Genomic DNA, 26,107 nt, shown 5'->3' with positions numbered 1-26,107 from the left:
CGTCCATGAAGATGAACATCGAAATCGAATGCACGCCCGAAGAGGCCCGCCGCGCGGTCGGGCTGCCCGACCTGACGCCGATCCATGACCGCTATGTCGCGATGATGATCGAGGCGATGCCCGGGCTCGGCGACGGGGCGATGCAGCCCGAGATGATCGAGACGATGATGCGCGGGTGGCAGCCGATGGGTGAGGCGGGGATGGCGTTCTGGAAACGGATGTTCGACGGCGCGACGCAGACGGGCAAAACGGGCGGTTGAGTAACAGAATGACGACGATCTTTGCAGTGTCGAGCGGGCGCCCGCCCGCGGCGATCGCAGTGGTGCGGATATCGGGGCCCGAGGCGTTTGCGGCAGCGGTCGCGCTCGCCGGGCCGCTTCCTGCCGCGCGGCATGCCAGTTTGCGTGCTCTGCGTGATGCGAGCGGGATGATGCTCGATCGCGCATTGGTGATCGTCTTCCCGGGCCCGAACACCGCGACTGGCGAGGATCTGGTCGAGCTCCATTGTCATGGGGGGCGGGCGGTCATCGCTGCGGTTGAACGCACGCTTGCGGCAATGACCGGGTTACGACTGGCCGAGCCGGGCGAATTTACCCGCCGCGCGCTTGGTAACGGACGCATCGACCTGACCCAGGCCGAAGGGCTGGCGGATCTGCTCGAGGCCGAAACCGAGGCGCAGCGTGTTGCCGCGATCACCGCGACCGAGGGGCGGGTGAGCCAGGCGGTGCGCGGCTGGATGGACGCGGTCGCGATGCTGTCCGCACGGATCGAGGCGATGCTCGACTTTGCCGACGAGGATGACGTAACCAGCGATGCGGCGGCCTTCGACGCGGTGCTCGCCGATCTCGTAGCGCTGGCGGCTGAGATCGAGATGGTGGTCGCGAGCCCCCCGGTCGAGCGACTGAAAGACGGCCTTCGCGTCGTGATCGGCGGCCCCCCCAACAGCGGCAAATCGACCTTGCTCAATCTGATGGGGGAGCGCGATGCCGCGATCGTATCGCCGATCTCCGGGACGACGCGTGACCGCATCGATGTCCCGGTCCTGCGGAACGGGGTCGCCTATGTCCTGACCGATACCGCGGGTCTGATCGATACGCTTGATCCGATCGAGGCGATCGGCGTCGCCCGGGCGGAGACGGCGATGGCGACGGCGGACCTGCTGCTGTGGCTTGCCGACACCGTTCCGCCACGCGAGGATGCGATCTGGGTTCACGCCCGAGCCGATCTGCCGGGGCGGGACGGGGGCGTCCCGCCCGGTCGGGTAATTACCTTCTCACAAAGCGACCAGGCATCGCTCGACCGGCTCTGGGCTGTCGTTCATGACCGCGCAGTCGCTCTGCTTCCGCGCAACGACGATCTGGCGCTCAAGGCAGATCAACGCCTGCGCTGCGAGCGGGCTGCGGTGACACTGCGTGCGGCGGGCAACGACCCGTTGATCGTTGCGGAGCATCTTCGCGAAGCCCGCACCGGGCTCGCCGCGGTGCTGGGTCTCGACGCAACCGGGGAGATGCTCGACGCACTGTTCGGCCGGTTCTGTATCGGCAAATGATGTTCCACGTGGAACAACTTTGACGCGATCGTTGCGTCGCTCTACGGCGATGGCATGTTCGATGTAGTGGTGGTTGGCGGTGGCCATGCCGGGACCGAGGCCGCAGCCGCGGCAGCGCGGAGGGGCGCGCGTACCGCGCTGGTGTCGTTCGACGTGCGGCAGATCGGCGCGATGTCATGCAACCCGGCGATAGGCGGGCTGGGCAAGGGCCATATGGTCCGCGAGGTCGATGCCTTTGACGGGCTGATCGGACGCGCTGCCGATGCCGCGGCGATCCATCACCGGATGCTCAATCGGAGCAAGGGATCCGCGGTCCAGGGGCCCAGGATCCAGGCGGACCGCCGGCTCTATGCGGCGGCGATCCAGGCACAGCTGGCGGCGACGCCGAACCTGTCGATCATCGCCGGCGAGGTCAGCGCGCTGCATCTGGAGGGTGATCGCGTCGCGGGTGTCGTGCTCGCCGACGGCGCCGTGGTCGCGGCCCGTGCGGTGGTCCTGGCGACCGGAACGTTTCTGGGTGGACGGATCTTCCGGGGCGACGACCGCGAGGAAGGGGGCCGGATCGGCGAGCGCGCGGCGAAGCCACTGGCGGACCAGCTCCGCGCGCGCGCGCTGCCCATGGCGCGGCTGAAGACGGGAACTCCACCACGGCTCGACGGTCGGACGATCAACTGGGGGGCGCTTGCCGAGCAGCCCTCCGATCCCGAGCCATGGACGATGTCGCCGATGACGACCGCCCGTATCCTGCCGCAGGTCGCCTGTGCGATTACGCGGACGACGGACGAGACGCATGCGATCATCCGCGACGCGTTCCACCGGTCGCCGCTGTTCACCGGCGCGATCGAGGCGGCCGGCCCGCGCTACTGTCCGTCGATCGAGGACAAGGTCTCGCGCTTCGGTGACCGTGACGGTCATCAGCTGTTCCTCGAACCCGAGGGTCTCGACGACCCGACGATCTATCCCAATGGTCTGTCGACGTCCTTGCCCGTCGAGGTTCAGGCAGCGATGCTCGCGAGCATTCCCGGGCTCGAACGCGTCGTGATGACGATGCCGGGCTATGCGGTCGAATATGATTATATCGATCCGCGCGCGCTCGATACGCGATTGGCGCTTCCCGCGATCGACGGCGTGTTCTGCGCCGGCCAGCTCAACGGGACTACGGGCTATGAAGAGGCAGCGGGGCAGGGGCTGGTCGCTGGCCTCAACGCTGCGGCGCATGCCTGCAATCTCACACCGGTAATCCTCGACCGCGCGTCGAGCTATCTCGGCGTGATGATCGACGACCTTGTCCTGCAGGGCGTTACCGAGCCGTACCGGATGTTGACCGCGCGTGCCGAGTTCCGGCTGTCGCTCCGCGCTGACAATGCCGAGACGCGGCTTGGCGGGATCGCGGCGGCGGCGGGATGCCTCGGCACCGTGCGGCTCGCCCATCAGCGCGCGCGTGGCGAAGACCGGGCCCGGTTCCGATCCGCACTGCAAGGCGAACGCACCGCGACCGAGATCGCGGATCAGGGCGTGGCGGTCGGCCGCGATGGCGCGCGGCGGACGGCGTTCGACTGGTTGCGCTTCGAGGGCGTGAAGCTCGCGCATGTCGCGCCTGATGCGGCGATCGGGATCCCGGCGGCGGTGGTCGACGAGGTCGTCGAGGATGCGCGCTACGCTCCCTATATCGAACGACAGGCGCAGGAGGTTGCGCGGTTGCGGGCGGACGAGGCGATCCTGTTACCTCAGGATCTTGCCTATGATCGGGTTCCGGGTCTGTCGAACGAGATGATCGACCGATTGAGTGCGGCACGACCGCTGTCCCTGGCCGCTGCGGCACGGATCCGGGGCATCACGCCCGCGGCGCTGTCTGCGGTGCTTCTCCATACGAAACGAGTGCCGGCATGACCGAAGACGAAGCACGGACCTGGGTCCTCGAGCGGTTTGGCCCCGTCGCGACCGAGCGGGTTGCGGCGTTCGTCGCGATGGTCGTCGAGGAAGCCGCGCATCAGAATCTGATCGCGCCTTCGACGATCCCGACGATCTGGGAGCGGCATGTCGTCGACTCGCTTCAGCTGGTTGCACTCGCGGGCCCAGAGACGGATGCGATGCGCTGGCTCGATATCGGGACCGGAGGCGGATTTCCGGGCATGGTCGTTGCGCTGGTCCGCGAAGGGCCGGTCGATCTCGTCGAGCCGCGCCGGCGTCGCGCGGACTTTCTCCAGCTTTGTGTCGCCAGGCTCGGGCTTGGCGAGCAGGTTCGGGTGGATCCGACCAAGGTCGAGTCCGTCACTGCAACGGCGCGGATCATTTCGGCGCGCGCGGTCGCCTCGCTCGAAAACCTTTTGCGTGGCGCGGCGCACTGCGCCACAACGGAGACGCGGTGGCTGTTGCCTCGGGGGCGTCTCGATGAGGCAGAGATCACCGCGCTTCAGAAGCCTTGGCACTTTATGTTCCACGTGGAACAAAGCGTCACGAACCCGGAGTCGTCTATCGTGGTTCTGGATCGAGTCCGCGCGCGATGATCACCATCGCGGTCGCCAATCAGAAGGGTGGGGTGGGCAAGACCACCAGTGCCATCAATCTCGCGACCGCATTGGCGGCGACGGGAATGCGGGTGCTGCTGGTCGATATCGACCCGCAGGGCAACGCCTCGACCGGCCTTGGCATCGGCCATGCGCAACGCGTCAAATCGAGCTATGACGTCCTCATCGGCGAAGCGACGATCGACCAGGCCGTGGTGCACAGCCGCGTGCCCCGACTCGACGTGATCCCCGCGACGGTCGATCTATCGGGAGCAGAGATCGAGCTCGTCGAATTCGATGCGCGGACGCATCGGCTCGATCGTGCGATGCAGGACTCGACCGGGCATTGGGATATCGCGCTGATCGATTGTCCGCCTTCGCTCGGGCTGCTGACGATCAATGCGATGGTCGCAGCGGACGCGCTGCTCGTGCCGCTCCAGTGCGAGTTCTTTGCGCTCGAGGGCCTGTCGCAGTTGCTCAGCACGGTCGAGCGCATCCGTCAGCGGTTCAACCCCGGCCTGTCGATCCTCGGCGTTGCGCTGACAATGTATGATCGCCGCAACCGGCTGACCGATCAGGTTTCGGCGGATGTCCGCGCGGTGCTGGGCAAGGTGGTGTTCGAAACGGTCATCCCGCGCAACGTGCGGTTGTCGGAAGCACCCAGTCACGGACTTCCGGCGCTGATCTACGACCATCGCTGCAGCGGATCGCAGGCGTATATCGCGCTTGCCCGCGAGATGATCGGTCGGCTTCCGGTATCGGCACGAGCAGCCGCGTGAGGGTATTGGCATGAGTGAAGGTACCAAGCGCGGCCGGCCGGGACTTGGCCGCGGGCTGAACGCGCTGCTCGGCGAGATGGCCCGCGAGGCGCCGGTCAACGCCAGCGGCGACGCGCCGACCAATAGCGGCGTGCGCATGCTGCCGGTCAGTTCGCTGTCGCCGCATCCGGACCAGCCCCGCCGGCATTTCGACGAGGCTATGCTGAGCGAGCTTGCCGCCTCGATCGCGGCACGCGGATTGATCCAGCCGATCATCGTCCGGCCGCACGGCCATGATTATCAGATCGTCGCGGGCGAGCGCCGCTGGCGCGCAGCGCAACGGGCGCGGCTGCACGAGGTCCCGGTGGTTGTCCGCGACTTCGACGACGCCGAAACGCTCGAAATTGCGCTGATCGAGAACATCCAGCGTGAGGATCTCAACGCGATCGAGGAGGCGCAGGCCTATCAGCGGCTGGCGGGCGAATATGGCCATACGCAGGAGGTGCTGGCCAAGATCGTCCATAAGTCGCGCAGCCATGTCGCCAATTTGTTGCGGCTGCTCGAACTGCCTGCGCAGGTTCAGTCGCAGGTGGTCGAAGGATCGCTGTCGATGGGCCATGCGCGCGCGCTGCTCGGTTCGCCCGATGTCGAGACTTTGGCGGACCAGGTGATCGCCCGCGGCCTATCGGTGCGCGAGACCGAAAAGCTGGCACGTGATGCCAAGCCGGGCCGGACTCGGTCGGGCGGGGCTGCGGCGACTGCGGCGAACGAGGCGCGGATCCCCGATGCGGATATCGCGGCGCTCGAGCGGCAGCTGGCCGATCTGCTGGGTCTACAGGTGCGCGTTGCGCATAGTGAGACGGGCGGCACGCTGACGCTGAGTTATTCGACACTCGATCAGCTCGACATGGTGTGCCAACGGCTGACGGGCGGGGCGATCTGAACGTTTGGGGCGGAGCGGTTCGCGTCCTCCCCTCCGTTACGTCCGCCTGACGGGGGGAATTTAGCGGGCTTTAGTTTCTGCGCGCGATCGCCTGGGCAAGGGCGACGATGGCGGCATCCGCGACGACCCCGCCGGGATTGCCCGGGGCCATGATCGCGCGTTCGGCGGCGCGGACTCGGGCAATAGCCGTAGCGAGCATCACGGGCGACCAGCGGCGGAGCGACTTGGCGGTCTGTGCCTCGTCGCGGAAGAAGACGCGGTGGCGCTTCATTACGGCATCGACCGACTCGCCGCGATCGATCTCGCCGCGCATCTCGGCGAGCGCGATCAGCCTGCGGACAAGCTGCCGCAGCCACGGGATCGGCGAGGTTCCGGCCTCTTCGAGCCGCGCGAGTTCGGTCCCGAGATCGGCGACACGCCCCTCGATCGCCGCGTCGATCGCCTGACCCATCTCCGCCTCGCCGAGGTCCGCGCCGATCGCATCGAGCGCGGCGTGGTCGAGATCATGCGGTCGTTCGGCGCTTGCGTCGAGATACAGCGCGAGCTTGTCGATCTCGCGCGCGATGACCGCCCGGTCGCCACCGGTGGTCTCGACAAGGCGACGCGCGACGCCGGGGGCAGGGCGCAGGCCCTGTTCGCCTGCCATCGTGCTGGCAAGCCGCTCTGCATCGGCGGCGGTCGGTGCGTAGCAGGCGAACGCCATCGCACGCGGCGATTCCAGCGCGAGCTTGACGATCTTCGCACTTGTCTTGACGCTGGGCGCGATCGCGACGACCGGGTTGCCCGCGCGATCAGCGTTCAGCAGCGTGGTGAACGCATCGAGGCTCTCCTCGCCAGCCGACGCGACGCGGACGTGACGCGCGGTGGCGAAGAGCGACAGGGCGGCCGCCTCGTCAGCGAGCCGCGAGGGATCCGATCTGAGCTGTGCGCCATCCAGATCGACGCGCTCGGCATCGGGGCCCATCGCCTTGGCGAGCGTGCGGGCGAGGTCGCTTGCGCCGGCCTCGTCAGGGCCGTGGAGAAGATAGAGACGGATATCGGGGCCGGGCCTGGCCAATGCGGCGCGGATCTGGTTGGCGCTGGCCTTCACGGGGCCGGCGTGGGGGCCGGCGGGGTCCGCTGCGCATAGAGCGCGATCCGCGCGACGATCTGATCCGCGACGATGCCCGACAGACGTTCGAGCGCGGTATTTTCGGCTGCGATCGTCGCATATTCGGACCGGACGACATCGATGCCAGCGTCCGATCCCGCCGTCGCGTCGAGCAGGACGGTGCCGTCACCGATCCGGACGAGCTGATAGCGCGCGCGCAGAATCCGGCGTTCGCGCGACACGCTGTCGTCGCGCCGCACGCCGAGGCCGTTGATCTGGTCCTCGAGCCGGATGTCGATCCGGTACAGCGGCGCCGCGCCGTTCGACGGCAACCGATCGCGCAGCGCGGTCGCCATCAGCCACCCGGACTTGCCCTCGATCGGCGTGATCTCGACTTGGCCGAGCGTGCCGGCAACCGCGCCGCTGCTGCCGCCCGAATAGAGCGGATGCAGCCCGCAACCCGCCAGGCTGGTCGAGAGCAGCAGGGCTCCGGCAAGAAGCGCGTACCGCGTCATGCGACGATGTTCACGAGGCGGTCGGTCACGACGATCACTTTCCGGGGCGGCTTGCCCTCGAGCAGGCGGACGATCTTGTCGGAGGCCAGCGCGGCCGCCTCGACTTCATCCTTCGGCGCGCCCTTGGGGAAGACGAGCGTATCACGCAGCTTGCCGTTGACCTGCACCGCGATGGTGACCTCGTCATCGACCAGCAGCGCCGGATCGACCGCAGGCCACACAGCGTCGGCGATCAGGCCATCGTTACCCGCGGTCGCCCAAGCTTCCTCGGCGACGTGCGGGACCATCGGGCTTACGAGCAGCAGCAAGGTGCGGATGGCCTGTTCGCGGTCGGCGGACGGCGATGCCTTCTCGATTGCGCTGCACAGGCTGTAGAGCCGCGCGACCGCCTTGTTGAACTGCAAGCCATTGATATCGCTCTCGATACCCACCGTGGTGCGATGGCACAGCTTGCGCAGGGCAATGTCGTCGCCCTCCGCCTTGGCGGCACCGTCGGCCTCGATCAGGCGCCAGAGACGCTGGACGAACCGCCACGCGCCTTCGATACCCGATTCACTCCAGGGAAGGTCGCGCTCGGGCGGCGAGTCGGAGAGCACGAACCAGCGCACCGCGTCGGCGCCATACTGGTCGACGATCGGCTCGGGATCGACCGTGTTCTTCTTCGACTTCGACATCTTCTCGACACGACCGACGGTGATCGCGTCACCCGTCGCGATCTCGATGCCGTCGCGCACGTCGTCGGGGCCGAGCCAGCGGCCGTCCGCGGATTTGTACGTCTCGTGCGTAACCATGCCCTGCGTGAACAGCCCGGCAAACGGCTCGGCGATGTCGAGCATGCCGATATGCTTCAGCGCACGCGTCCAGAAGCGGGCGTAAAGCAGATGCAGAATCGCATGCTCGACGCCGCCGATATACTGGTTGACCGGCAGCCACTTCTCCGCGCCCGTCCGGTCGAACGGCTTGGCGTCCGGCTGGCTGGCGAAGCGGATGAAATACCACGATGAATCGACAAACGTGTCGAGCGTGTCGGTCTCGCGTCGCGCATTCCCGCCGCAGCTAGGGCAGGGGACATGCTTCCAGGTTGGATGACGATCGAGCGGGTTGCCGGGGATGTCGAACGACACGTCCTCGGGCAGGACGATCGGCAGCTGGTCCTTGGGCACCGGCACCGCGCCGCACGCGTCGCAGTGGATGATCGGGATCGGCGTGCCCCAGTAACGCTGGCGGCTGACGCCCCAGTCGCGCAGGCGGAACACGGTCGTGCCCTTGCCCCAGCCTTCACCCTCGGCGCGCTCGATCACGACACGCTTGGCGTCCTCAATGTCCATTCCGTCGAGGAAGTGCGAGTTGACGATCGTGCCCGCACCCGTCCAGGCGGTGTCGCCGACGAACACGGAGGCCTCGTCATCGCCTTCGCTGACGACGCGCTTGACCGGCAGGTCGTATTTGCGCGCGAAATCTAGATCGCGCTGGTCATGCGCGGGCACGCCGAACACCGCGCCCGTACCATATTCCATCAGCACGAAGTTCGCGATGTAGACGGGGAGTTCCCACGTCTTATCGAGCGGATGCGTCGCGCGGATCCCGGTGTCGAAGCCCAGCTTCTCCTGCGTATCGAGTTCCGCCGCGGTAGTGCCGCCACGCTTGCAGAGCTCGATGAACGCAGCCGCATCGGGGTTCGTCTCGGCGATCGCGCGCGCGATCGGATGATCCGCAGCGACCGCGACGAAGCTCGAGCCGAACATCGTGTCGGGACGCGTCGTGAACACCTCGACCGAGTCGATGCCGGTCGCATTGCCCGCCAGCGCGAACTTGAACTGCAGGCCCTGGCTGCGGCCGATCCAGTTCTCCTGCATCAGCTTGACCTTGTCGGGCCAATGTTCGAGCGCGCCAAGGCCGTCGACCAGCTCGTCGGCGAAATCGGTGATCTTAAGGAACCACTGCGATAGCTTGCGCCGCTCGACCAGCGCGCCCGAGCGCCAGCCGCGCCCGTCGATCACCTGCTCGTTGGCGAGCACGGTCATGTCGACCGGATCCCAGTTGACCGCCGATTCCTTGCGGTAGACGAGCCCCGCTGCGAACAGGTCGAGGAACAGCGCCTGCTCATGCCCGTAATAGTCAGGCTCGCACGTCGCCAGTTCGCGCGTCCAGTCGAGCGCGAAGCCGAGGCGCTTCAGCTGCGCCTTCATCGTGGCGATGTTGGCGCGCGTCCAGTTGCCCGGATGCACGCCCTTTTCCATCGCCGCATTCTCGGCGGGCATGCCGAACGCGTCCCAGCCCATCGGATGGAGCACTTCCATGCCCTTCATCCGACGGAACCGCGCGAGCACGTCGCCCATCGTATAGTTGCGGACATGCCCCATGTGGATGCGCCCCGACGGATAGGGGAACATCTCGAGCACGTACGAGCGCGGCTTGGTCGAAGAATCGTCAGCGGCGAACGTGTTGCGTTCGTCCCAGACCTTCTGCCACGCCGCGTCCGCCTTCAACGCATTGAAACGCGACGCCATGATGTCGTCCTCAGCCCGCGATCGAGGCGCGACGCAGGTCGCGGGCCTTGGTCAGGATGATGTCCTCGAGCTTCTGCGTGGTCGCCGCCTGGACGGGTGCGGACACCCACTGGCCGTTGCGGTTGATCTCGCGCAGTGCCGCGACGCGGACGGCATCGGCGCGCAGGTCCTGGTCGAGGATCGATACCGTTACCTTCATCCGCTCGGCCGGGGTCTGCGGGTTGACGTACCAGTCGGTGACGATGACGCCGCCATTGGAGTCGGTCTGAAGCAGCGGCATGAAGCTCAGCGTGTCGAGCGTCGCGCGCCAGAGATAGCTGTTGACGCCGATCGTGGTGATCTTCGACGCGGCCAGATCGGCCTTGGGACGGGCGCTGCCGCCGCCGCACGCAACCAGCGGCAGAGCGGCGAGAACCACGAGGGCGGTACGCGGGCGGAACATCGGCATCATCCTGGCAATAGATCGTCGTCAGCCTCTACAGGGCGGGCCTGCTACCCGCAAGGATGGGGTGGGCGTCTGCAATTCGTCCGGCAACCGCGGCGTTCGACCTGTTCTGTGTGTCTGATGCAACACCTTTGGATAATCATTAGGTGCGGATAGCTGACGGGGATCGATCTGTGTTAGCTGCCGTTCAGCGAAGGAATCGTAACAAGATTCGTCTATAAAAGATTCGCAGGGAGTTGTTGTTTTGGTCGCCAAGCGCGTGATGGTCGGGATGTTCGCCGGAGTGGCTGCTGCCGCTGCGGTCTTCGTCGCGCCCGCGTTCGGCGCCTCCGAACAGCAGGTCCGCATCGCCAAGCGCCCGGCGCTGTCGGTGCGGGGCACGGGCGGCTTCACCCCATCGGCGGCGGATCCCCGGCTTGCGGCGCTGTTCGCGCGCGGCGGGTTCGATGCCGGCAGCTTCCGCTTCACCCCGGCCGAAACGCGTCGCGACAATCGCGCCGTCACCGTCGCTGTCCGCGCGCAGACCAACCGTGGTATCGATACCACGCGTCTCGCGACGAGCACCGCGCCGACCGTCGGATTGGCGCCGATCGCGTATAATCTGGGCATGTCGGTCGGCTGGAAGCGGTTCGCAGTGTCGGGCGATCTGGCACGCGTCGATCTGGCCGGGATGCCGGGCAGTCGCAGCTCCGCCGATGTGGCGGTCAGCTATGCGGGCAAGCGGTTCACGGGCAGCGTCAAGGCTGCGGCGGATCGTCCGCTCGCCAATACGCCGCGTCTCGTCGAGGATGCGCCGAGCTATTCGGTCGATCTCGGCGGATCCTATTCGCTCACGCGGAACATCGATGTGACCGCCGGCGTCCGCTATCGGTCGGACCGTGAGCGGTTCGTTCGGCTCGAGGACGATCGTCGCGACAGCCAAGCCGTCTATCTCGGGACTGCCTTCCGCTTCTGATCCGGGCGCAGCCTGACCGGCGATAAGACGTGCACCGCCCCCATCACGTCCAAGCATCGATCGCTGCCCAGCCGTGAAAGCCCAGCATCCTGAGTCGCCGCCACCGTGCGGCCGTCATGCCGCCCAGCGCGATGATCGGCAGGCCGAGCCCGCACGCAACCCGCAGCGCGGCTGCGGGACCGATTGCTGGCGCTCCCGGATGCGACCGCGTCGGATAGATCGGCGACACGAACAGCGCGTCGGCACCGGCCCGCGCGCCGAGCATCGCCTCGCGCCGATCATGCGCGGGCCAGGTCCGCAAGCTCCCACCGCGGCCGGCGCCATGCACGCCATCGATCCCGGCAAATCCGGGCGGGCTGACCACCACCAGCCGTCGCGCCTGCGCAATGCGGCGGATGCGCAGCGCCAGCGCCCGACGCTGCGCCGGGGGCGTCTGATAATGGCGGATCACGACCCCCGATCCCGGCGGAATACACTGCAGCGCACGCCAAAGCGCATCGCCCATCCGCTCGTCGGTCATCAGCCAGAGGCGCGGGACGGGGTTTCGGTGCGGCATCTTGCTGCCTATAGCGCCCCGCATGACAGACACGAACGGCATGACCGACGAAACCGACCGCGCGGAGCGCCTGGCCGAGATCCGCGCGCGGATCGCCAAGGCCGCCGAGATTGCCGGTCGCAAGCCCGAGGACGTCGCCTTGATCGCGGTGTCGAAGACTCATCCGGCGGCGGCGATCGAACCCCTGCTCGAACAGGGTCAGCGGGTATTCGGCGAGAACCGCGTCCAGGAAGCGGCGGACAAATGGCCAGCGCTCAAGGCGCGATACCCCGACGTCGTCCTGCACCTGATCGGGCAATTGCAGTCGAATAAGGCGGCGGACGCGGTCGCGCTGTTCGACTGCATCCATGTCGTCGATCGTCCGTCGCTGGTCACGGCGCTCGGCAAGGCGATGCGCGAGAGCGGACGGCGGCCCGACTGCTATCTCCAGGTGAATATCGGTGATGAGCCGCAAAAGGGCGGCTGTGCGATCGCCGACCTGCCCGCGCTGCTCGACGCGGCCCGCGCGGCCGACCTCCCGGTTGCGGGGCTGATGTGCCTGCCTCCCGCCGACGTCGAGCCTGCGCCCTATTTCGCGCTGCTGGCAAAGCTTGCGCGCGATTGCGGGCTGTCGGGGCTGAGCATGGGCATGTCCGATGATTTCGAGACCGCGGTGACGATCGGCGCGACGCACGTCCGGATCGGCAGCGCACTGTTCGGCGCGCGGGGGCATCGCGCATGACCGGTGCAGTCCGGTTCGATGCGCTGCTGTTCGATTTCGACGGTGTGCTGATCGACAGCGAGGCGCTCGGCAACCGGCATATCGCCGAATGGCTGACCGCTGCGGGGCACCCGATCACCCCGGAGGAGTCGATGGCGAACTTCATGGGGCTTGCCGGGCCGCAATTCGTCGACGCGATCGAGCGCTGGATCGACCGGCCGCTGCCCGAGGCGTTCTACGCGGCGCGCAAGGCGGAGGACGACCGCGTAATGGCCGCGGGTATCGATGCGATCGCGGGTGCGGTCGCCTTCGTCCGCGCCTTGCCGGCCGATCTGCCCAAGGCGATCGTCTCGTCGAGCCCGACCCGCTGGATCGCGCGGCACCTCGACCATATCGGCCTGCGCGACGCGTTCGGCGATCATCTCTATAGTGGCCGCGAGCATGTCACGAACGGCAAGCCTGCGCCTGATCTCTATCTCTACGGTGCCGAACGGCTGGGCGTCGACATCGGCCGGACCGCGATCCTCGAGGATTCCCCGGTCGGCGCGACCGGCGCGGTGGCCTCGGGCGGCTATGTCATCGGACTGTCGGCGGGGTCGCATTGCGGGCCGAATCACGGCGCGCGGCTCAAGGCGATCGGCGTCGATGCGCTGGCCGACGATTTCGACGCGGTGGCGCGCGTCCTGCGAGAGGGGGCCTAGGCCCGCCGCCTGCGCAGGATCGCGCCGACGCCCGCGACCAGGTCATAGGGGATCGCCGCAGCCTCGCGTGCGCGCATCTTGATCTGGTAGCGGCGGCTGCCGCCATGTGGGACGTGAATCGCGCTGGCGGGCATCCCCAACATTGCGAACAACATGCGGATGCGCGGCTGGTGATAGCCGTCGGTGCAGATCATGCACTGGGCATAATGCCCCGCGCGGGCGAACCGGGTGGCTGCGACCACGCTCTGCAGTGTATCGAGACTGGCTTCGTCGAGATGGATCCGCGACCGATCGACCGTTTCCGCCAGCCGATCGGCCATCACCGACGCCTCCGACGGACCATGACGGCCGATCGCCCCCGAACAGAACAGATCGGCCTCGGTATAGCGTGCCGCCGCCGCTGCCGCGAACGCGATCCGTCGCTCGAGCGTCGGGCTCGGGCTGCCATCCGCACGGACCGCGGCGCCGAACACGACGATCAGCCGCCGCGAGGGAGGTATATCGATCAAAGCTGATGTCCGGTGCGGTCGCGCTTGGTCGCGAGATAGCGGGCATTGTGCGGGTTGGCGGGCAGCGCATGGGGGACGCGCTCCGCGACCGTCACGCCGGTCGCCTCGAGCCCGGCGACCTTGGCCGGATTGTTGGTGAGCAACCGGACCCGGTTCTGGCCGAGCAGACTCAGCATCCGCGCGGCAACGCCGAAATCGCGTGCATCGATCGCAAAGCCCAGCCGGGTGTTCGCATCGACCGTGTCGAACCCCTGATCCTGCAGCGCATAGGCGCGCAGCTTGTTGACCAGGCCGATGCCGCGCCCTTCCTGCCGCAGATAGAGCAATATGCCCCAGCCGCTGTGCCGGATCGCATGGATCGCGGCGTGGAGCTGGGGCCCGCAGTCGCATTTGAGGCTGCCGAGCACGTCACCGGTCAGGCATTCACTGTGCAGCCGGACGAGCGGGGCATCGCCGTTCGGCTGTCCGATCAGGAGGGCGATATGTTCGTCGGCGCTTTCCGGCGAACGGAAGGCGACGATCTCGGCATCCTCCGCACCCTCGACCGGCAGCCGCGCCCGCGTCGCGATGACGAGCCGGGTCGCATCCTCATGCGCGTCGATATCGGCGGCGGTCGCGGTCGCCTCGGGCGCACCGCTGCCCAGGAAGAAGGCGGGCAACAGCCCGGCGATCCGTGCGAGCCGCAACGCCGCCGCGGCGGCGTCGGGATGCGGGACGGGCAGGGTGCGGAACGGACCCTTGAGCGGCGTCGCGAGGTCGAACTGCGGATCGGCAAGCGCGGTCGCCGCGGGAAAGTCGATCCAGGGCGCGCGATCGACCAGGACGGGAGCGGTCGGGTCGGCCGCCTCGAGCTGATTGGCGAGCTTCAGCGTCACCGCCCGTCCCGACGAGATCAGCACCCCGCCGGTCGCCGGCGGATCGAATGTCGCGAGCCGGTCCGCGTCCGCCGTCTCGACCGCGAGCAACGTCAGTCCGTCGATCGCGATCGGCCAGCCGCGGCGCAGGGCATCGACCGCGCGGGCTGCGGCGCGCGGATTGGGGCGATCGCTCAAAAGGCGAACTCGGTCAGGATCGGGATATGGTCGGAGGGCTTGAGCCAGCTGCGGCACGGCTCGAAGACGTGATGCGCGATCGCGGCGTCCGCGGCCGCGCCCGTCGCCCACATGTGATCGAGCCGCCGCCCGCGATCGGACGTCGCCCAGTCCTTCGCGCGGTAGCTCCACCAGGTGAACAGCCGCGCGGGGGCGGGATGGAAGCGGCGGCCGAGATCGACCCAGTTTCCCGCGGCCTGGAGCCGGGCCAGCGCTTCGACCTCGACCGGCGTGTGGCTGACGACGTCGAGCAGCTGCTTGTGGCTCCAGACGTCCGCCTCGAGCGGCGCGATGTTGAAATCGCCGACCAGGATCGTCGGGCCGCTCAGCGTTTCCGACCAGCGCGTCATCCGCTCCAGAAAATCCAGCTTCTGGCCGAATTTCGGATTGGCGTCGCGGTCGGGGACATCGCCGCCCGCAGGAATATAGACATTCTCCAGCCGCACGCCGTTTTCCAGGCGTACGCCGACGTGGCGGGCTTCGCTGTTCGCCTGCCAGTCGAACCGGTCGTCGGCGACGATCGGCACCTTGCTCAGGATCGCGACGCCGTGATGCATGCGCTGGCCGTGGAGCACGATATGCTCATAGCCGAGCGCGCGGAACGTTTCGAAGGGGAAGTCGTCGTCGACGACCTTGGTTTCCTGGAGGCACAGGATGTCGGGCGCGGCTTCCTTCAGAAACTGCTCGACGATGGCGATCCGGAAGCGGACCGAGTTGATGTTCCAGGAGACGATTTTCACGCGTGCGATGTAGCGCCGCGTGGGGGTGGCGACAAGGATCGCGCGGCGGCGTGCCGATCAACGAAAAGACCCCCGCTCCGGGGGCGTGGAGCGAGGGCCGACTCAGCGTTCGTCACGCAGGCAGACAATGGGGACACCATCCGGGCAACAGGGGGAAAAATCCCGAATGCCCCACATCCGCGACTCAGCCCCTAGCGCCAGGAACCTGTCGCCGGGATGAATGAAACGACAATGCCGTTCATTTTCAGGAGGTGACCAGACTCACCGGGTCCGGCGCGGGTCGTTCCACCGGAAGGTGTTGTCGCTGACCGGTCCGCCGAATTTCTGCTTGGACAGGCGTATGGTGGTTCGGTTGTTCTGGCTGTCGAGCGCGACCCAGCCTTGCAGCATCAGCCCGCCGGGGGCGGCGGCATCGCGTGCGAAGACCAAGGTGATGCGGCCATATTCGGGATGCTTGGGGTCGTTCGCCTCGACCGAGACGACACGGTTGTCATAGCCGGGCACCAGCTTGGCATAGCGCGTGATGTCGCGGCTCGGGTCGAGCAGCACGCCGAGCGGCGAATTCTTGATCGGCCAGCGCTGCACCTGCTTCACCGAATAGTCGATGAAGGTCAGCGCGCCGCCCTCGGCGACGATCAGGATCGGCACGCCCTTCTCATATTGAAACCGCAGCTTGCCCGGCTTCTTGAGCGTCAGCACGCCGGTCAGCACCTTGCCGTTGCGATCCGCCTGCGAGAAGTCGGCGGTCATCGTCGTGACCGATTGCAGGTGCTTCTGGACGGCGGCGAGGTCGCCGGTCGCCTGTGCGGCGATCGGTGACGGCACGGCGGCGACCGAGAGGGCGGCGATCGTCGCGATCACCGCGGGGCGGGTGTTGAACATCGAAATCTCCTTGGACGCCGGGCAATGCCGGGCCCGGCTTGAACCGGCTGTGAACTGGGATGCGTGAGTATCGGGTCATCGCCGCCAGAGCCTCCGTCATCCTGGGCTCGACCCAGGATCCAGAGCCGCATAGGCCGGGTCTTGTGGCTCTGGATCCCAGCCGTCGTTGGGATGACGGGCAAGGGGGGCCTTGGATATGCCCCCCACAACACCCCTTTAGATCGCATGCCCTTCGGTATCCCGCAGGACCTCGCGGCGTCCGACATGATCGGGCCGGCCGACGATGCCGTCCTTTTCCATCCGCTCGATCAATCGCGCCGCCGAGTTGTAGCCGATCCGCAACTGCCGCTGCAGCCACGAGGTCGACGCCTTTTGCGATTCGCAGACCAGCTGGATGGCGTTGCGATATTGCTGGTCCTCCGCCGAATCCTCGCCGGTCGGCGAGCCTTCGAGCGTGAAGCCGTCCTCGGGCTCCTCGGTTACCGACGAGATGTAATCGGGCAGGCCCTGCGACCGCCAGTGATCCGCCACCAGCCGGACCTCGTCGTCGCTGACGAACGGACCGTGGACGCGGACGATGCCCTTGCCGCCGGGCATGTAGAGCATGTCGCCCTTGCCGAGCAGCTGTTCGGCGCCCTGTTCGCCGAGAATGGTGCGCGAATCGATCTTCGACGTGACGTGGAAGCTGATCCGGGTCGGCAGGTTTGCCTTGATGACGCCGGTGATGACGTCGACCGACGGCCGCTGAGTCGCCATGATCAGGTGGATGCCCGCCGCGCGCGCCTTCTGCGCGAGCCGCTGGATGAGGAATTCGACCTCCTTGCCCGCGGTCATCATCAGGTCGGCCAGCTCGTCGACGATCACCACGATCTGCGGCAGCACGTCATATTCGAGCTTCTCCTCCTCGTACATTGGCGCGCCGGTGTCGGGGTGATAGCCGGTCTGCACCTTCCGACCCAGCGGTTGCCCCTTGGCCTTGGCACCACGCACCTTGTCGTTGAAGCCGGCGAGGCTGCGCACGCCGACGGAGGACATCTGGCGATAGCGATCCTCCATCGTCTCGACCGCCCATTTGAGCGCGCGTACCGCCTTGGCGGGATCGGTCACGACCGGCGACAGCAGATGCGGGATGTCGTCGTACATGCTCAGTTCGAGCATCTTCGGATCGATCATGATCATCCGGCACTGGTTCGGCGTCAGCTTGTACAGCAGCGACAGGATCATGCTGTTGAGGCCGACCGACTTGCCCGACCCCGTCGTACCCGCGACCAGCAGATGCGGCATCGGCGCGAGATCGGCGATCACCGAATCGCCCGCGATGTTCTTGCCCAGGATGATCGGCAGCTGCGCGGCCTGATCCTCGAACGTCTGGCTGCCAACGAGCTCGTGCAGCGACACCGCCTCGCGCCGTGCATTGGGCAGTTCGATGCCGATCACGTTGCGTCCCGGGATCACCGCGACGCGTGCGGAGATCGCCGACATGTTGCGCGCGATGTCGTCGGCCAGCGCGATCACGCGGCTCGCCTTGATGCCGGGCGCGGGCTCGAGCTCGTACATTGTCACGACCGGGCCCGGCCGCACCTCGATGATCGATCCCTTGACGTGGAAATCGTCGAGCACGTTCTCCAGCAGCCGCGCGTTGCGCTCGAGCCCGGCCTTGTCGACGACATTGCCCTGGCTCGGCGGCGACGGCGTCAGCAGGTCGACGCTCGGCAACGTGTAATTGTCGCGCAGGTCGAGCTGGCGTTCCTTGGGTTTCGCCTGCGACGGCGCGTTCTGGCGGTCGGCGATGACGGGCGCGGGGCGTGGATCGGGTTCGGCGATCGCGCGCGGCTCGACGGGCTTGCGCGTCAGCGTCAGCGGCTCGTCCTCGTCGTCAGGCCCAGCGACATAGCCGTCGGCCCCGTCATCATAGCCGAGCGCCGGGATCCGGTTGCGCCGGAAGCGCCACCTGCGCTCGCCCAGATCGATCTCGATGCTCTTGCCCCAGATGATCGCACCCGCGATCGCGGCGACGAGCCCGACGGCGCGCGCCGACCAGAGTTCGGCGACCGGCTGGCCCAGGAATCCAAGACCCCAATGCACCGCATTGGCGACCGACAGGCCGATGATGCCACCCCAGCCTGCGGGAAGTGCGAGCACCGACGCGTCGGACACGAAGGCGAGCGCGCTGGCCATCAGCGCGACGCCGAGCGCCGCACCGCGCAGCATCCGTGCCCAGCGTCCGACCGGCAGGTCGCGCCACAGCCGCATCGCGAGGATCGGCCCGACCGGCAGCAGCAGCGCGACGGCAGGGCCGAACAGCGACAGCGCGATATCGGCGAACCACGCGCCCGGCGGGCCGATCAGGTTGGCCGGATAGCCGCCCGACGCGGTGTTCAACGCCGGATCGCTGGCATGATAGCTGGCCAGCGCAAGCGCCATCAGCAACGTCGCGACGAACAGCGCGATCGCGGCGATCAGCGCGCCGCTGCGCACCGCTCCTGCCTTTACCGTCTCACGCCATAAGGCTGGCTGCGCGCGGCTGGCCATGACCTCAAATCCTTCAATGTGCGAAAATCCGACTTTTCATCGCGCCGGGCGGGTCCGACGTCAAGGCGAGCACGCGACAACACGGGTTAAAGCGACCCCGGATCGACGTTGGCAGCGGCGGGCGGGCGGGATAGAGCGGCAACATGGACACAGATGTACTCATCCTCGGTGGCGGGCTGGTCGGTGCGACGCTCGCCGTGGCGCTCGACGTGCACGGCATCTCGACGATCGTGATCGATCCGGCGGACCCCGCGGTCACGCTGGCGCCGGGCTTCGATGGCCGCGCCTCGGCCGTCGCGAGCGCGAGCCACCGGATGCTCGATGCGATCGGCGTCGGCGCGACGCTGGCGGGGCAGGGCTGCGCGATCCGCCAGATCCGCGTCAGCGACGGGCTGGAACCGGGCAAGCTCGATTTCGTCCCCGCCGCGGACGACGGCGCGCTGGGCACGATGTACGAGAACAAGCTGCTCCGTCACACGCTGTTCGATGCCGCGAGCGCGGCGGCGCATGTCGATCTGCGGATGATGACGCGCGCCACCGACCTTGACCGCAGCGCTGCGGAGGTGACCGCGACGCTCGATTCGGGCGCGGTGGTCCGCGCGCCGCTGGTCGTCGTCGCCGAGGGGCGCAAGTCGCCGACGCGCGAGGCCGCTGGGATCACGATGGCGCACTGGTCCTATGATCACACCGCGATCATCGCCGCCTTTCATCACGAACGCTCGCATGAGGATGTCGCCTACGAGATCTTCTACGCCAGCGGCCCGTTCGCGTTGCTGCCCCTGCCCGACGATGCGGAGGGGCATCGCTCGGCGATCGTGTGGACGGTCGACACGAAGAACGCAGCGGGCATGCTCAAGATGGGTGACCGCGCCTTCCTCGCCGAAGCGACCAAGCGCATGGGCGGCTTTCTCGGCGAGCTGTCGACGCTGACGCCGCGCTCCTCCTATCCGCTCGGCTTTCAGCATGCCGCCCGGATCACCGACACGCGGCTCGCGCTGGTCGGCGATGCGGCGCACGGCATCCACCCGATCGCGGGACAGGGGCTCAATCTCGGCTTTCGCGACGTGGCGACACTCGCCGAGGTGCTGGTCGAGGGCAAACGCCTCGGCCTCGATCTTGGCGACGCGGCGCTTCTCGCGCGCTATCAGCGCTGGCGCGGGCTCGACACGTTCATGACCGCGGCCGCGACCGACACGCTGACCCGGCTGTTCGGCATGCCCGGCAAGACCGCGAGCGCGGTGCGCCGCTTCGGCATCAGCGCGGTCAACGCGCTACCGCCGCTCAAGGATCGCTTCATGGCAGAGGCGCGCGGCGAGAGCGGCGACCTGCCCAAGCTGCTTCAGGGCCTGACGATCTGACCATCACCCGTCCGCGCGATCTGGCGATCGTGCGGGCGGGACAGCAGCATGACGGCGAGTGCGGCGCCGATCAGGCACATGAGCATGTCCCACTGCGTATCCCAAGGGTCGCCCTGCGTACCGAGAAACGCGTCTGCGCCCTCGCCGAGCGAAACCGCCGCGCCGAATTCGATCAGTTCGTACAACGCGCTGATGGCGAGGCAACAGGCAAGGAGGGTAACGGGCAGCAGCCGTGGCGACGCGATATGCCGACCCCGGATCAACAGCTCGCGCAGCACGATCGCGGGGACGAACCCCTGGATCAGGTGACCGAACCGGTCATAGGGATTGCGCGCGAGATGCAGCCAGTCCTGCACCATGAAACCGACCGGGACGCGGGCATAGCTATAGGCGCCACCCAGCATCAGCACGAAGCCGTGAAACGCGATCAGGGATAGCGCCAGAGGGGTGAAGGCGAACCGGTGGCGCAGCGCCACCAGGATCGGAAAGGCGATCAGGACGGGCGCCACCTCCATCCACCAAGTGGCGCGGTCGAAGGGCGACCATCCCGATGCCGCGAGCCCGATGCTCCAGGCCACCCCTAGGATGACGAGGCGGCGGTCGGGTTTCGACATCAGGCGGTTGCAGCACCATCGATTGGCCGCGCCTCTTCGACCAGCATCACCGGCACGCCGTCACGGATCGGATAGGCGAGCCCGGCGGCGTCGGAGATCAGTTCCTGCGCGGCCTCGTCGTAGCGCAAGGGTGTGCGCGACACCGGACAGACGAGGCGTTCGAGCAGCCAGGGATCGAGCCCGCTCATTGCAGCGTCACCTGTTCGTCGCCGTCATGTCGCCCGAAGAACTGCATCAGCTGGATGATCAGTTCGGCGCGCGTTTCGATGTCGGGGGCCTCTAGCAGCGCCTGCTTGGCGGCGGAATCGAACGGGGCGATCTGCGCGATGCCGTTGACCAGGCTCTCGTCGTCGAGCCGCGCGACCGCGTCCCAGTCGACCGCATAGCCCTGCACGTCGGCAAAGCGACGCGATTCGAGTTCGAGCGACGAGCGCCGGCCGAGCGACAGCGTGTCATCCTCGATCACCGGCAGCAATTCGGCCTCGACCTGGCGGAAGGGCGTGGTGACATCGAGTTCGCGGACGATGCGGAACATCGCGACGCCCTCGAGCACGACATTGTACCGCCCGTCCTCCAGCGCCTCGACCTCGGCGATCTTGCCGACGCAGCCCAGTGCGTAGAGCTCTCCATCATCACCGCGTGGCTGGATCATGCCGATCCGCCGGTCGCGCGCCATCGCGTCGCTGATCATTGCCCGATAGCGCGGCTCGAACAGGTGCAGCGGCAACTGCATGCCCGGGAACAGCAGCGCGCCGGGCAGGGGGAAGATGGAGAGCCGGGTCGTCATCCGAACAGGATCGCAGACAGGCGCCGCCGCTGTCCAGAGACCCAGGGATCCTCGAGGCCCACCACCTCGAACAATTTCAGCAACTGCGTCCGCGCGGCGCTCTCGTTCCAGTCGCGATCCGCAGCGATGATGGCGAGGAAGCTGTCCGCGGCGGCATCGCGGTCGTTCGCCGCCATCTGGCCGTTGGCGAGCGCGAAGCGTGCGGCCAGGTCGTCTGGTGCTGCCTCGACCGCGGCGATCAGCGGCGACAGGTCGGCGACCGGCGGCGCGGACTGGGCCAGCGCCAGCGCGGCCTGCGCGCGGTGGATTGCCGGATCCTTGGCGATCGCGGGGTCCAGATTCGCAAGCCAGTCTGCCGCCTCGTCGAGCTGCCCGGTCAGGACGAGCGCGCGGACGAAGCCGGCATGGACCGCGGGGTGCTCGGGCGCCATGTCGGCGATCTGGCGGAAGATCCCCAGCGCGCGTTCCCCATCACCATCGGCAAGGACCTCCTCACCCATCGCGATCAGCGGTTCGATGTCGGGGGCGTCGGTATTGGCCTCCGCTTCGATCGGCAGCTGCTTGAGCAACTGATCGAGGATCACGCGCAGCTGTGAATCGGTGCGTGCGCTGGTCATGTCGGCGACCAGCTGTCCCTGGTACATCGCATAGACGGTCGGGATCGACTTGATCTGGAATTGCGCGGCAATGAACTGGTTCTTGTCGGTATCGACCTTCGCCAGCACGACGCCCTTGTCCGCATAATCGGCGGCGACCTTTTCGAGCGTCGGCCCGAGCGCCTTGCACGGCCCGCACCATTCCGCCCAGAAGTCGATGATCACGAGTTTCGTCATCGACGGTTCGACGACATCGCGACGGAACGCCTCGACGGCGTCCTTCTCGGCAGGCGACATTCCAAGCGTGGCCAACATACACTCCCGTATTGAACTGTGCGCTATCTGGGGCGGCGGCGCGGTGATTGCCACCATCTTACCGACACTCTCAATGGAAGTCGCGTGACTTGGGCAGGACACGCACGTCGCGGGGATGCTGGGCGCGCGAGGGTTGCGACAGAGATGACCGTGAATCCGGACTGCGCGTCGGGACGGAACGGACCACTTCGTCCGCGCGGCACAATGGCGCGTCGAGCGCATGGTCCTCGGACAGGAACCGTAGCATCGCGCTGCGATCCTGGACGCGCGATGCGATCAGATGCGTGACACCTTCCTCACTGCGCTGGATCACCCCTTCGAGAACCATCAGCCGCGAGGCCATCACCGCGCGGCGGTTCGCCTCGAAATCGCGCGCCCAGATCAGCCCGTTGGTGACGCCGGTCTCGTCCTCGATCGTCACGAAGATCGCATTGCCCTTGCCCGGGCGCTGGCGGACGAGGACGATGCCCGCGACCCTGGCGCGCCGGCCGTCCCTGGTGGCACAGGCCTGCGCGCTCGACAGGATCCCCTCGGCGGCGAAGCGATCCCGCAGGAACGCCATCGGATGCGCCTTCAGCGACAGGCCAGTCGTCTGGTAATCGGCGGCGACCTGTTCGGACAGGGGCATCGCGGGAAGCTGTGCATCGGGTTCGACGCCCAGCTCGGGCACGTCGGCGGCGGCGAACAGCGCGAGCTGTTTGGGCGGGGTGCGGCGGACGTCCCAGAGCGCCTCGCGGCGATCCTTGGCGAGCGAGCGGAACGCATCCGCATCGGCGAGCAGGTTCATCGCGCGCTGCGGCAGGTCGGCGCGGCGGGCAAGGTCCTCGATCCCGGTGAAGCGCGCGCGCGTGCGCGCCGCGACGAGGGTGAGCGCCCATTCCGCGCGGAACCCGTCGACCTGCCTAAAGCCGAGGCGCAACGATTCCTGCCCGGCCGTGGTGCCGGCTTCGAGGCCATTGTCCCACAGGCTCGCATTCACGTCGACGGGCAGCACGGTCACCCCGTGTTCGACCGCGTCGCGCACCAGCTGTGCCGGGGCGTAGAACCCCATGGGCTGCGAATTGAGCAGCGCGCAGGTGAACACCGCGGGGTGGAAGCATTTGATCCACGACGAGACATAGACAAGCCGTGCGAACGACAGCGCGTGGCTTTCGGGAAAGCCGTAGGATCCGAACCCCTCGATCTGTTTGAAACAGCGTTCGGCGAACTCCGCCTCATAGCCGCGGCGGACCATGCCGCCGATCAGCTTGGCCTGGAAATTATCCATGCCGCCGACCTTGCGGAACGTTGCCATCGACTTGCGCAACTGGTTCGCCTCGCCCGGCGTGAACCCGGCCGCGACGATCGCCAGCTTCATCGCCTGTTCCTGGAACAGCGGCACGCCATAGGTGAAGCGGAGCAGCTGCTGAAGTTCGTCGGGCGGGCCGAAACGCGGGTGAGGCGAGGGGAAGTCGACCTTCTCCTTGCCGCTGCGGCGGCGGAGATAGGGATGGACCATGTCGCCCTCGATCGGTCCGGGGCGGACGATCGCGACCTGTACGACCAGATCATAGAGTTTGCGCGGACGCAGCCGTGGCAGCATGTTGATCTGCGCGCGGCTTTCGACCTGGAACACGCCGATACTGTCGCCCCTGCACAGCATGTCATAGACACGGTCGTCCTCGGCCACCGCAATCGTGTCGAGCAGGTGATCGCCGTGGCCATGCTCGCGCATCAGGTCGAAGCTCTTGCGGATGCAGGTCAGCATGCCGAGCGCGAGGATATCGACCTTCATCAGCCCCAGCGCGTCGATATCATCCTTGTCCCATTCGATGAAGGTGCGGTCCGCCATCGCACCGTTGTGGATCGGCACCATTTCGTCGAGCCGTCCCTGCGTCAGCACGAACCCGCCGACATGCTGTGACAGATGCCGCGGGAATTCGAGCAGCCGGTCGACCATCTCGCGAAGCCGCGCGATCTCGGGATTGTCGGGATCGAACCCGGTTTCAGTGAAGCGGCGTTCGTCGAACCGGCTCGAAAAACTGCCCCAGACCGTGCTCGTCAGTTTCTGCGTCACGTCTTCGGTCAGGCCCAGCGCCTTGCCGACCTCGCGCACCGTGCTCTTGGGGCGATAATGGATCACCGTCGCGGCGATCGCCGCGCGGTCGCGACCATAGCGGCGATAGATATACTGCATCACCTCCTCGCGCCGTTCATGCTCAAAATCGACGTCGATATCGGGGGGCTCGTCGCGTTCGCTGGACACGAAGCGCGAGAAGAGCAGGTCGTATTTCATCGGATCGACCGAGGTGACGCCGAGCAGATAGCAGACCACCGAATTGGCCGCCGAGCCGCGCCCCTGACACAGGATCGGCGGGTCGCAGCTGCGCGCAAACCGGACGATGTCGGAGACGGTCAGGAAGTAATAGGCGTAGTTCTTCTCGCGGATCAGCGTGAACTCCTCATGGAGCAGCGCCAGCATCCTGTCGGGTACGCGGTCGTCATAGCGTTCGAGCGCGGTCTGCCATACGAGATGCTCCAGCCAGTCCTGCGCCTCCCATCCCGGCGGGACAGGCTCATGCGGATATTCGTAGCGCAGGTCGTCGAGCGAGAACGCGATCCGCGCCATCAGGCGGGCGCTTTGCCCGACCGCATCGGGACGATCGCGGAACAGCCGCGCCATCTCGTCCGTGTCCTTCAGATGGCGTTCGCCATTGGCGGCGAGCAGGCGACCGGCCTTGTGGATGCTGGTGCCTTCGCGGATGCAGGTGACGATGTCGTGCAGATCGCGGTCGTCGGGATAGGCATAGAGCGCGTCGGTGGTCGCGAGCACGGGTATGCCCGCCGCGTCGGCGAGCCCCGCCAACCGTGCCAGCCGCCGCCGATCGCGTCCGCCGCGCGGCATCGTCACGCCGAGCCAGACACAGTCCGCCCCCAGCCGCTTCACCGCGTGGAGGACGCTCGACAGGTCGCGGTCGCGGCGTTCGGGCAGCGTGTCACCGTCGGGCAGCGGCGAGACGGCCGTTGCGCCACGCGCGCTGCTCTCGGGCATCACCACCAGCATCATGTCGGCATGATGCGCGATCAGGTCGCCGAGACCGAGGATGCAGCCGCCTTTCTCGGCACGTCGGTTGCCGACGGTGAGCAAACGGGTCAGTCGCCCCCAGCCACGCCGGGTCGAAGGATAGGCGACGATGTCGGGGGTCCCGTCCTCGAACACCAGCCGCGCCCCGACGATCAGCCGGAAGTCGATCGGCGGCAGCATCATCCCCAGCAGTCCGTCTTTGGCCTTCTTCAACGCCTGGTGCGCGCGGACCACGCCGGCGACGGTGTTGCGGTCGGCGATGCCGATGCCGCCAAGGCCCAGCTCGACCGCGCGACCGACCATGGTTCCGGCATCGCTCGCGCCGTCGAGGAACGAGAAATTGGTCGCCGCGACGAGTTCGGCAAAGGCGGAATCGGCAAAGGCGGTCAC

General features: G+C 67.3%; 25 protein-coding genes. 10 read left to right on the top strand and 15 right to left on the bottom strand.

From position 1 onward, the window contains the following. Positions 1 to 5 precede the first annotated feature (5 nt). From J3A66_RS11070 to J3A66_RS11045, 6 genes are read left to right on the top strand one after another with little or no spacing between them, the layout of a single operon-like run. Entirely contained in the window at positions 6 to 260 is a 255-nt protein-coding gene (locus J3A66_RS11070; RefSeq protein WP_031440901.1) for a DUF6489 family protein, read from the top strand. A gap of 8 nt (positions 261 to 268) precedes the next feature. Further along, entirely contained in the window at positions 269 to 1,549 is a 1,281-nt protein-coding gene (mnmE, locus tag J3A66_RS11065; RefSeq protein ID WP_209568919.1) for a tRNA uridine-5-carboxymethylaminomethyl(34) synthesis GTPase MnmE, read from the top strand. A 54-nt stretch (positions 1,550 to 1,603) separates the two neighbouring features. Beyond that, entirely contained in the window at positions 1,604 to 3,439 is a 1,836-nt protein-coding gene (gene mnmG, locus J3A66_RS11060) for a tRNA uridine-5-carboxymethylaminomethyl(34) synthesis enzyme MnmG (protein ID WP_209568917.1), read from the top strand. Then, complete coding sequence (locus tag J3A66_RS11055; protein WP_209568915.1) at positions 3,436 to 4,056, top strand: 16S rRNA (guanine(527)-N(7))-methyltransferase RsmG; 621 nt, start codon at positions 3,436 to 3,438, stop codon at positions 4,054 to 4,056. The genes mnmG and J3A66_RS11055 overlap by 4 nt, the downstream gene beginning before the upstream one ends. Beyond that, entirely contained in the window at positions 4,053 to 4,835 is a 783-nt protein-coding gene (locus J3A66_RS11050) for an AAA family ATPase (protein WP_031396158.1), read from the top strand. Before J3A66_RS11055 ends, J3A66_RS11050 begins: the two co-directional genes overlap by 4 nt. A gap of 10 nt (positions 4,836 to 4,845) precedes the next feature. Further along, positions 4,846 to 5,757 carry a ParB/RepB/Spo0J family partition protein gene (locus J3A66_RS11045; RefSeq protein ID WP_209568914.1) on the top strand — a complete coding sequence of 304 codons (912 nt, stop codon included), beginning with the start codon at positions 4,846 to 4,848 and terminating at the stop codon, positions 5,755 to 5,757. A gap of 70 nt (positions 5,758 to 5,827) precedes the next feature. On the opposite strand, the gene holA is transcribed toward J3A66_RS11045, so the two are convergent. Genes holA through J3A66_RS11025 form a run of 4 tightly spaced genes read right to left on the bottom strand, consistent with a single transcriptional unit; the run spans position 5,828 to position 10,314 of the window. Further along, positions 5,828 to 6,847 carry a DNA polymerase III subunit delta gene (gene holA / locus J3A66_RS11040; RefSeq protein ID WP_209568912.1) on the bottom strand — a complete coding sequence of 340 codons (1,020 nt, stop codon included), beginning with the start codon at positions 6,845 to 6,847 and terminating at the stop codon, positions 5,828 to 5,830. After that, positions 6,844 to 7,362: an LPS assembly lipoprotein LptE gene (gene lptE / locus J3A66_RS11035; RefSeq protein ID WP_031396161.1), complete on the bottom strand. Its 519-nt coding sequence runs from the start codon at positions 7,360 to 7,362 to the stop codon at positions 6,844 to 6,846. Before lptE ends, holA begins: the two co-directional genes overlap by 4 nt. Further along, positions 7,359 to 9,872: a leucine--tRNA ligase gene (gene leuS, locus J3A66_RS11030; protein ID WP_209568910.1), complete on the bottom strand. Its 2,514-nt coding sequence runs from the start codon at positions 9,870 to 9,872 to the stop codon at positions 7,359 to 7,361. Before leuS ends, lptE begins: the two co-directional genes overlap by 4 nt. 10 nt (positions 9,873 to 9,882) lie before the next feature. Further along, positions 9,883 to 10,314 (bottom strand): DUF3576 domain-containing protein, encoded by a 432-nt coding sequence (locus J3A66_RS11025; RefSeq protein ID WP_031396163.1) that lies wholly within the window; start codon positions 10,312 to 10,314, stop codon positions 9,883 to 9,885. 247 nt (positions 10,315 to 10,561) lie between these two features. On the opposite strand from J3A66_RS11025, the gene J3A66_RS11020 reads away from it, so the two are divergent. After that, positions 10,562 to 11,272, top strand: a complete 711-nt coding sequence (locus J3A66_RS11020) for a hypothetical protein (RefSeq protein ID WP_234387526.1) — start codon at positions 10,562 to 10,564, stop codon at positions 11,270 to 11,272. Between the two features lie 43 nt (positions 11,273 to 11,315). Here the strand turns inward: J3A66_RS11020 and J3A66_RS11015 are convergent, their stop codons facing one another. Further along, positions 11,316 to 11,828, bottom strand: coding sequence for a thiamine phosphate synthase (locus J3A66_RS11015; protein ID WP_209568908.1), 513 nt, complete (start codon positions 11,826 to 11,828; stop codon positions 11,316 to 11,318). A gap of 22 nt (positions 11,829 to 11,850) precedes the next feature. On the opposite strand from J3A66_RS11015, the gene J3A66_RS11010 reads away from it, so the two are divergent. Together J3A66_RS11010 and J3A66_RS11005 are read left to right on the top strand one after the other, a co-directional pair. Beyond that, complete coding sequence (locus tag J3A66_RS11010; protein ID WP_245336800.1) at positions 11,851 to 12,549, top strand: YggS family pyridoxal phosphate-dependent enzyme; 699 nt, start codon at positions 11,851 to 11,853, stop codon at positions 12,547 to 12,549. Further along, positions 12,546 to 13,229 (top strand): HAD family phosphatase, encoded by a 684-nt coding sequence (locus tag J3A66_RS11005; RefSeq protein WP_209568906.1) that lies wholly within the window; start codon positions 12,546 to 12,548, stop codon positions 13,227 to 13,229. The genes J3A66_RS11010 and J3A66_RS11005 overlap by 4 nt, the downstream gene beginning before the upstream one ends. Here the strand turns inward: J3A66_RS11005 and J3A66_RS11000 are convergent. The 5 genes from J3A66_RS11000 to J3A66_RS10980 all read right to left on the bottom strand — a co-directional run bounded on the left by J3A66_RS11000 (position 13,226) and on the right by J3A66_RS10980 (position 18,983). After that, positions 13,226 to 13,738: a YdcF family protein gene (locus tag J3A66_RS11000; protein WP_209568904.1), complete on the bottom strand. Its 513-nt coding sequence runs from the start codon at positions 13,736 to 13,738 to the stop codon at positions 13,226 to 13,228. The two genes, J3A66_RS11005 and J3A66_RS11000, sit on opposite strands and share 4 nt — an antisense overlap. After that, complete coding sequence (gene ribA, locus J3A66_RS10995; RefSeq protein ID WP_245336799.1) at positions 13,735 to 14,790, bottom strand: GTP cyclohydrolase II; 1,056 nt, start codon at positions 14,788 to 14,790, stop codon at positions 13,735 to 13,737. Before ribA ends, J3A66_RS11000 begins: the two co-directional genes overlap by 4 nt. Next, positions 14,787 to 15,569 (bottom strand): exodeoxyribonuclease III, encoded by a 783-nt coding sequence (locus J3A66_RS10990; protein ID WP_056406626.1) that lies wholly within the window; start codon positions 15,567 to 15,569, stop codon positions 14,787 to 14,789. The genes ribA and J3A66_RS10990 overlap by 4 nt, the downstream gene beginning before the upstream one ends. Positions 15,570 to 15,830: 261 nt before the next feature. Continuing rightward, positions 15,831 to 16,451: an outer membrane lipoprotein carrier protein LolA gene (locus J3A66_RS10985; RefSeq protein WP_031395416.1), complete on the bottom strand. Its 621-nt coding sequence runs from the start codon at positions 16,449 to 16,451 to the stop codon at positions 15,831 to 15,833. Positions 16,452 to 16,667: 216 nt separating this feature from the next. Next, positions 16,668 to 18,983 (bottom strand): DNA translocase FtsK, encoded by a 2,316-nt coding sequence (locus tag J3A66_RS10980; protein WP_209568902.1) that lies wholly within the window; start codon positions 18,981 to 18,983, stop codon positions 16,668 to 16,670. A 143-nt stretch (positions 18,984 to 19,126) separates the two neighbouring features. Here J3A66_RS10980 and J3A66_RS10975 point away from each other — a divergent pair, with 143 nt between their 5' ends. Continuing rightward, positions 19,127 to 20,341, top strand: a complete 1,215-nt coding sequence (locus tag J3A66_RS10975) for a UbiH/UbiF/VisC/COQ6 family ubiquinone biosynthesis hydroxylase (protein ID WP_209568900.1) — start codon at positions 19,127 to 19,129, stop codon at positions 20,339 to 20,341. Here the strand turns inward: J3A66_RS10975 and J3A66_RS10970 are convergent. The 5 genes from J3A66_RS10970 to J3A66_RS10950 all read right to left on the bottom strand — a co-directional run bounded on the left by J3A66_RS10970 (position 20,323) and on the right by J3A66_RS10950 (position 26,107). After that, a complete protein-coding gene (locus tag J3A66_RS10970) occupies positions 20,323 to 20,955 on the bottom strand; it encodes a DUF2238 domain-containing protein (protein WP_209568898.1) in 633 nt (210 codons plus the stop codon). The genes J3A66_RS10975 and J3A66_RS10970 overlap by 19 nt on opposite strands. Next, positions 20,955 to 21,143 (bottom strand): Trm112 family protein, encoded by a 189-nt coding sequence (locus J3A66_RS10965; protein WP_031395356.1) that lies wholly within the window; start codon positions 21,141 to 21,143, stop codon positions 20,955 to 20,957. Before J3A66_RS10965 ends, J3A66_RS10970 begins: the two co-directional genes overlap by 1 nt. Beyond that, on the bottom strand, positions 21,140 to 21,742 hold the full coding sequence (locus J3A66_RS10960) for an LON peptidase substrate-binding domain-containing protein (RefSeq protein ID WP_031395355.1): 603 nt from the start codon (positions 21,740 to 21,742) through the stop codon (positions 21,140 to 21,142). The genes J3A66_RS10965 and J3A66_RS10960 overlap by 4 nt, the downstream gene beginning before the upstream one ends. Further along, positions 21,739 to 22,635, bottom strand: a complete 897-nt coding sequence (locus tag J3A66_RS10955; RefSeq protein ID WP_107931105.1) for a tetratricopeptide repeat protein — start codon at positions 22,633 to 22,635, stop codon at positions 21,739 to 21,741. Before J3A66_RS10955 ends, J3A66_RS10960 begins: the two co-directional genes overlap by 4 nt. A gap of 88 nt (positions 22,636 to 22,723) precedes the next feature. Further along, positions 22,724 to 26,107 (bottom strand): error-prone DNA polymerase, encoded by a 3,384-nt coding sequence (locus J3A66_RS10950; RefSeq protein ID WP_348634037.1) that lies wholly within the window; start codon positions 26,105 to 26,107, stop codon positions 22,724 to 22,726.

This window comes from Sphingomonas sp. PvP018, assembly GCF_017876865.1.
GTDB classification, from domain to species: Bacteria; Pseudomonadota; Alphaproteobacteria; order Sphingomonadales; family Sphingomonadaceae; genus Sphingomonas; species Sphingomonas aerolata.
Note: the sequence above shows the minus strand (reverse complement) of the source record. Positions and strands in the feature narration are given on the sequence as shown.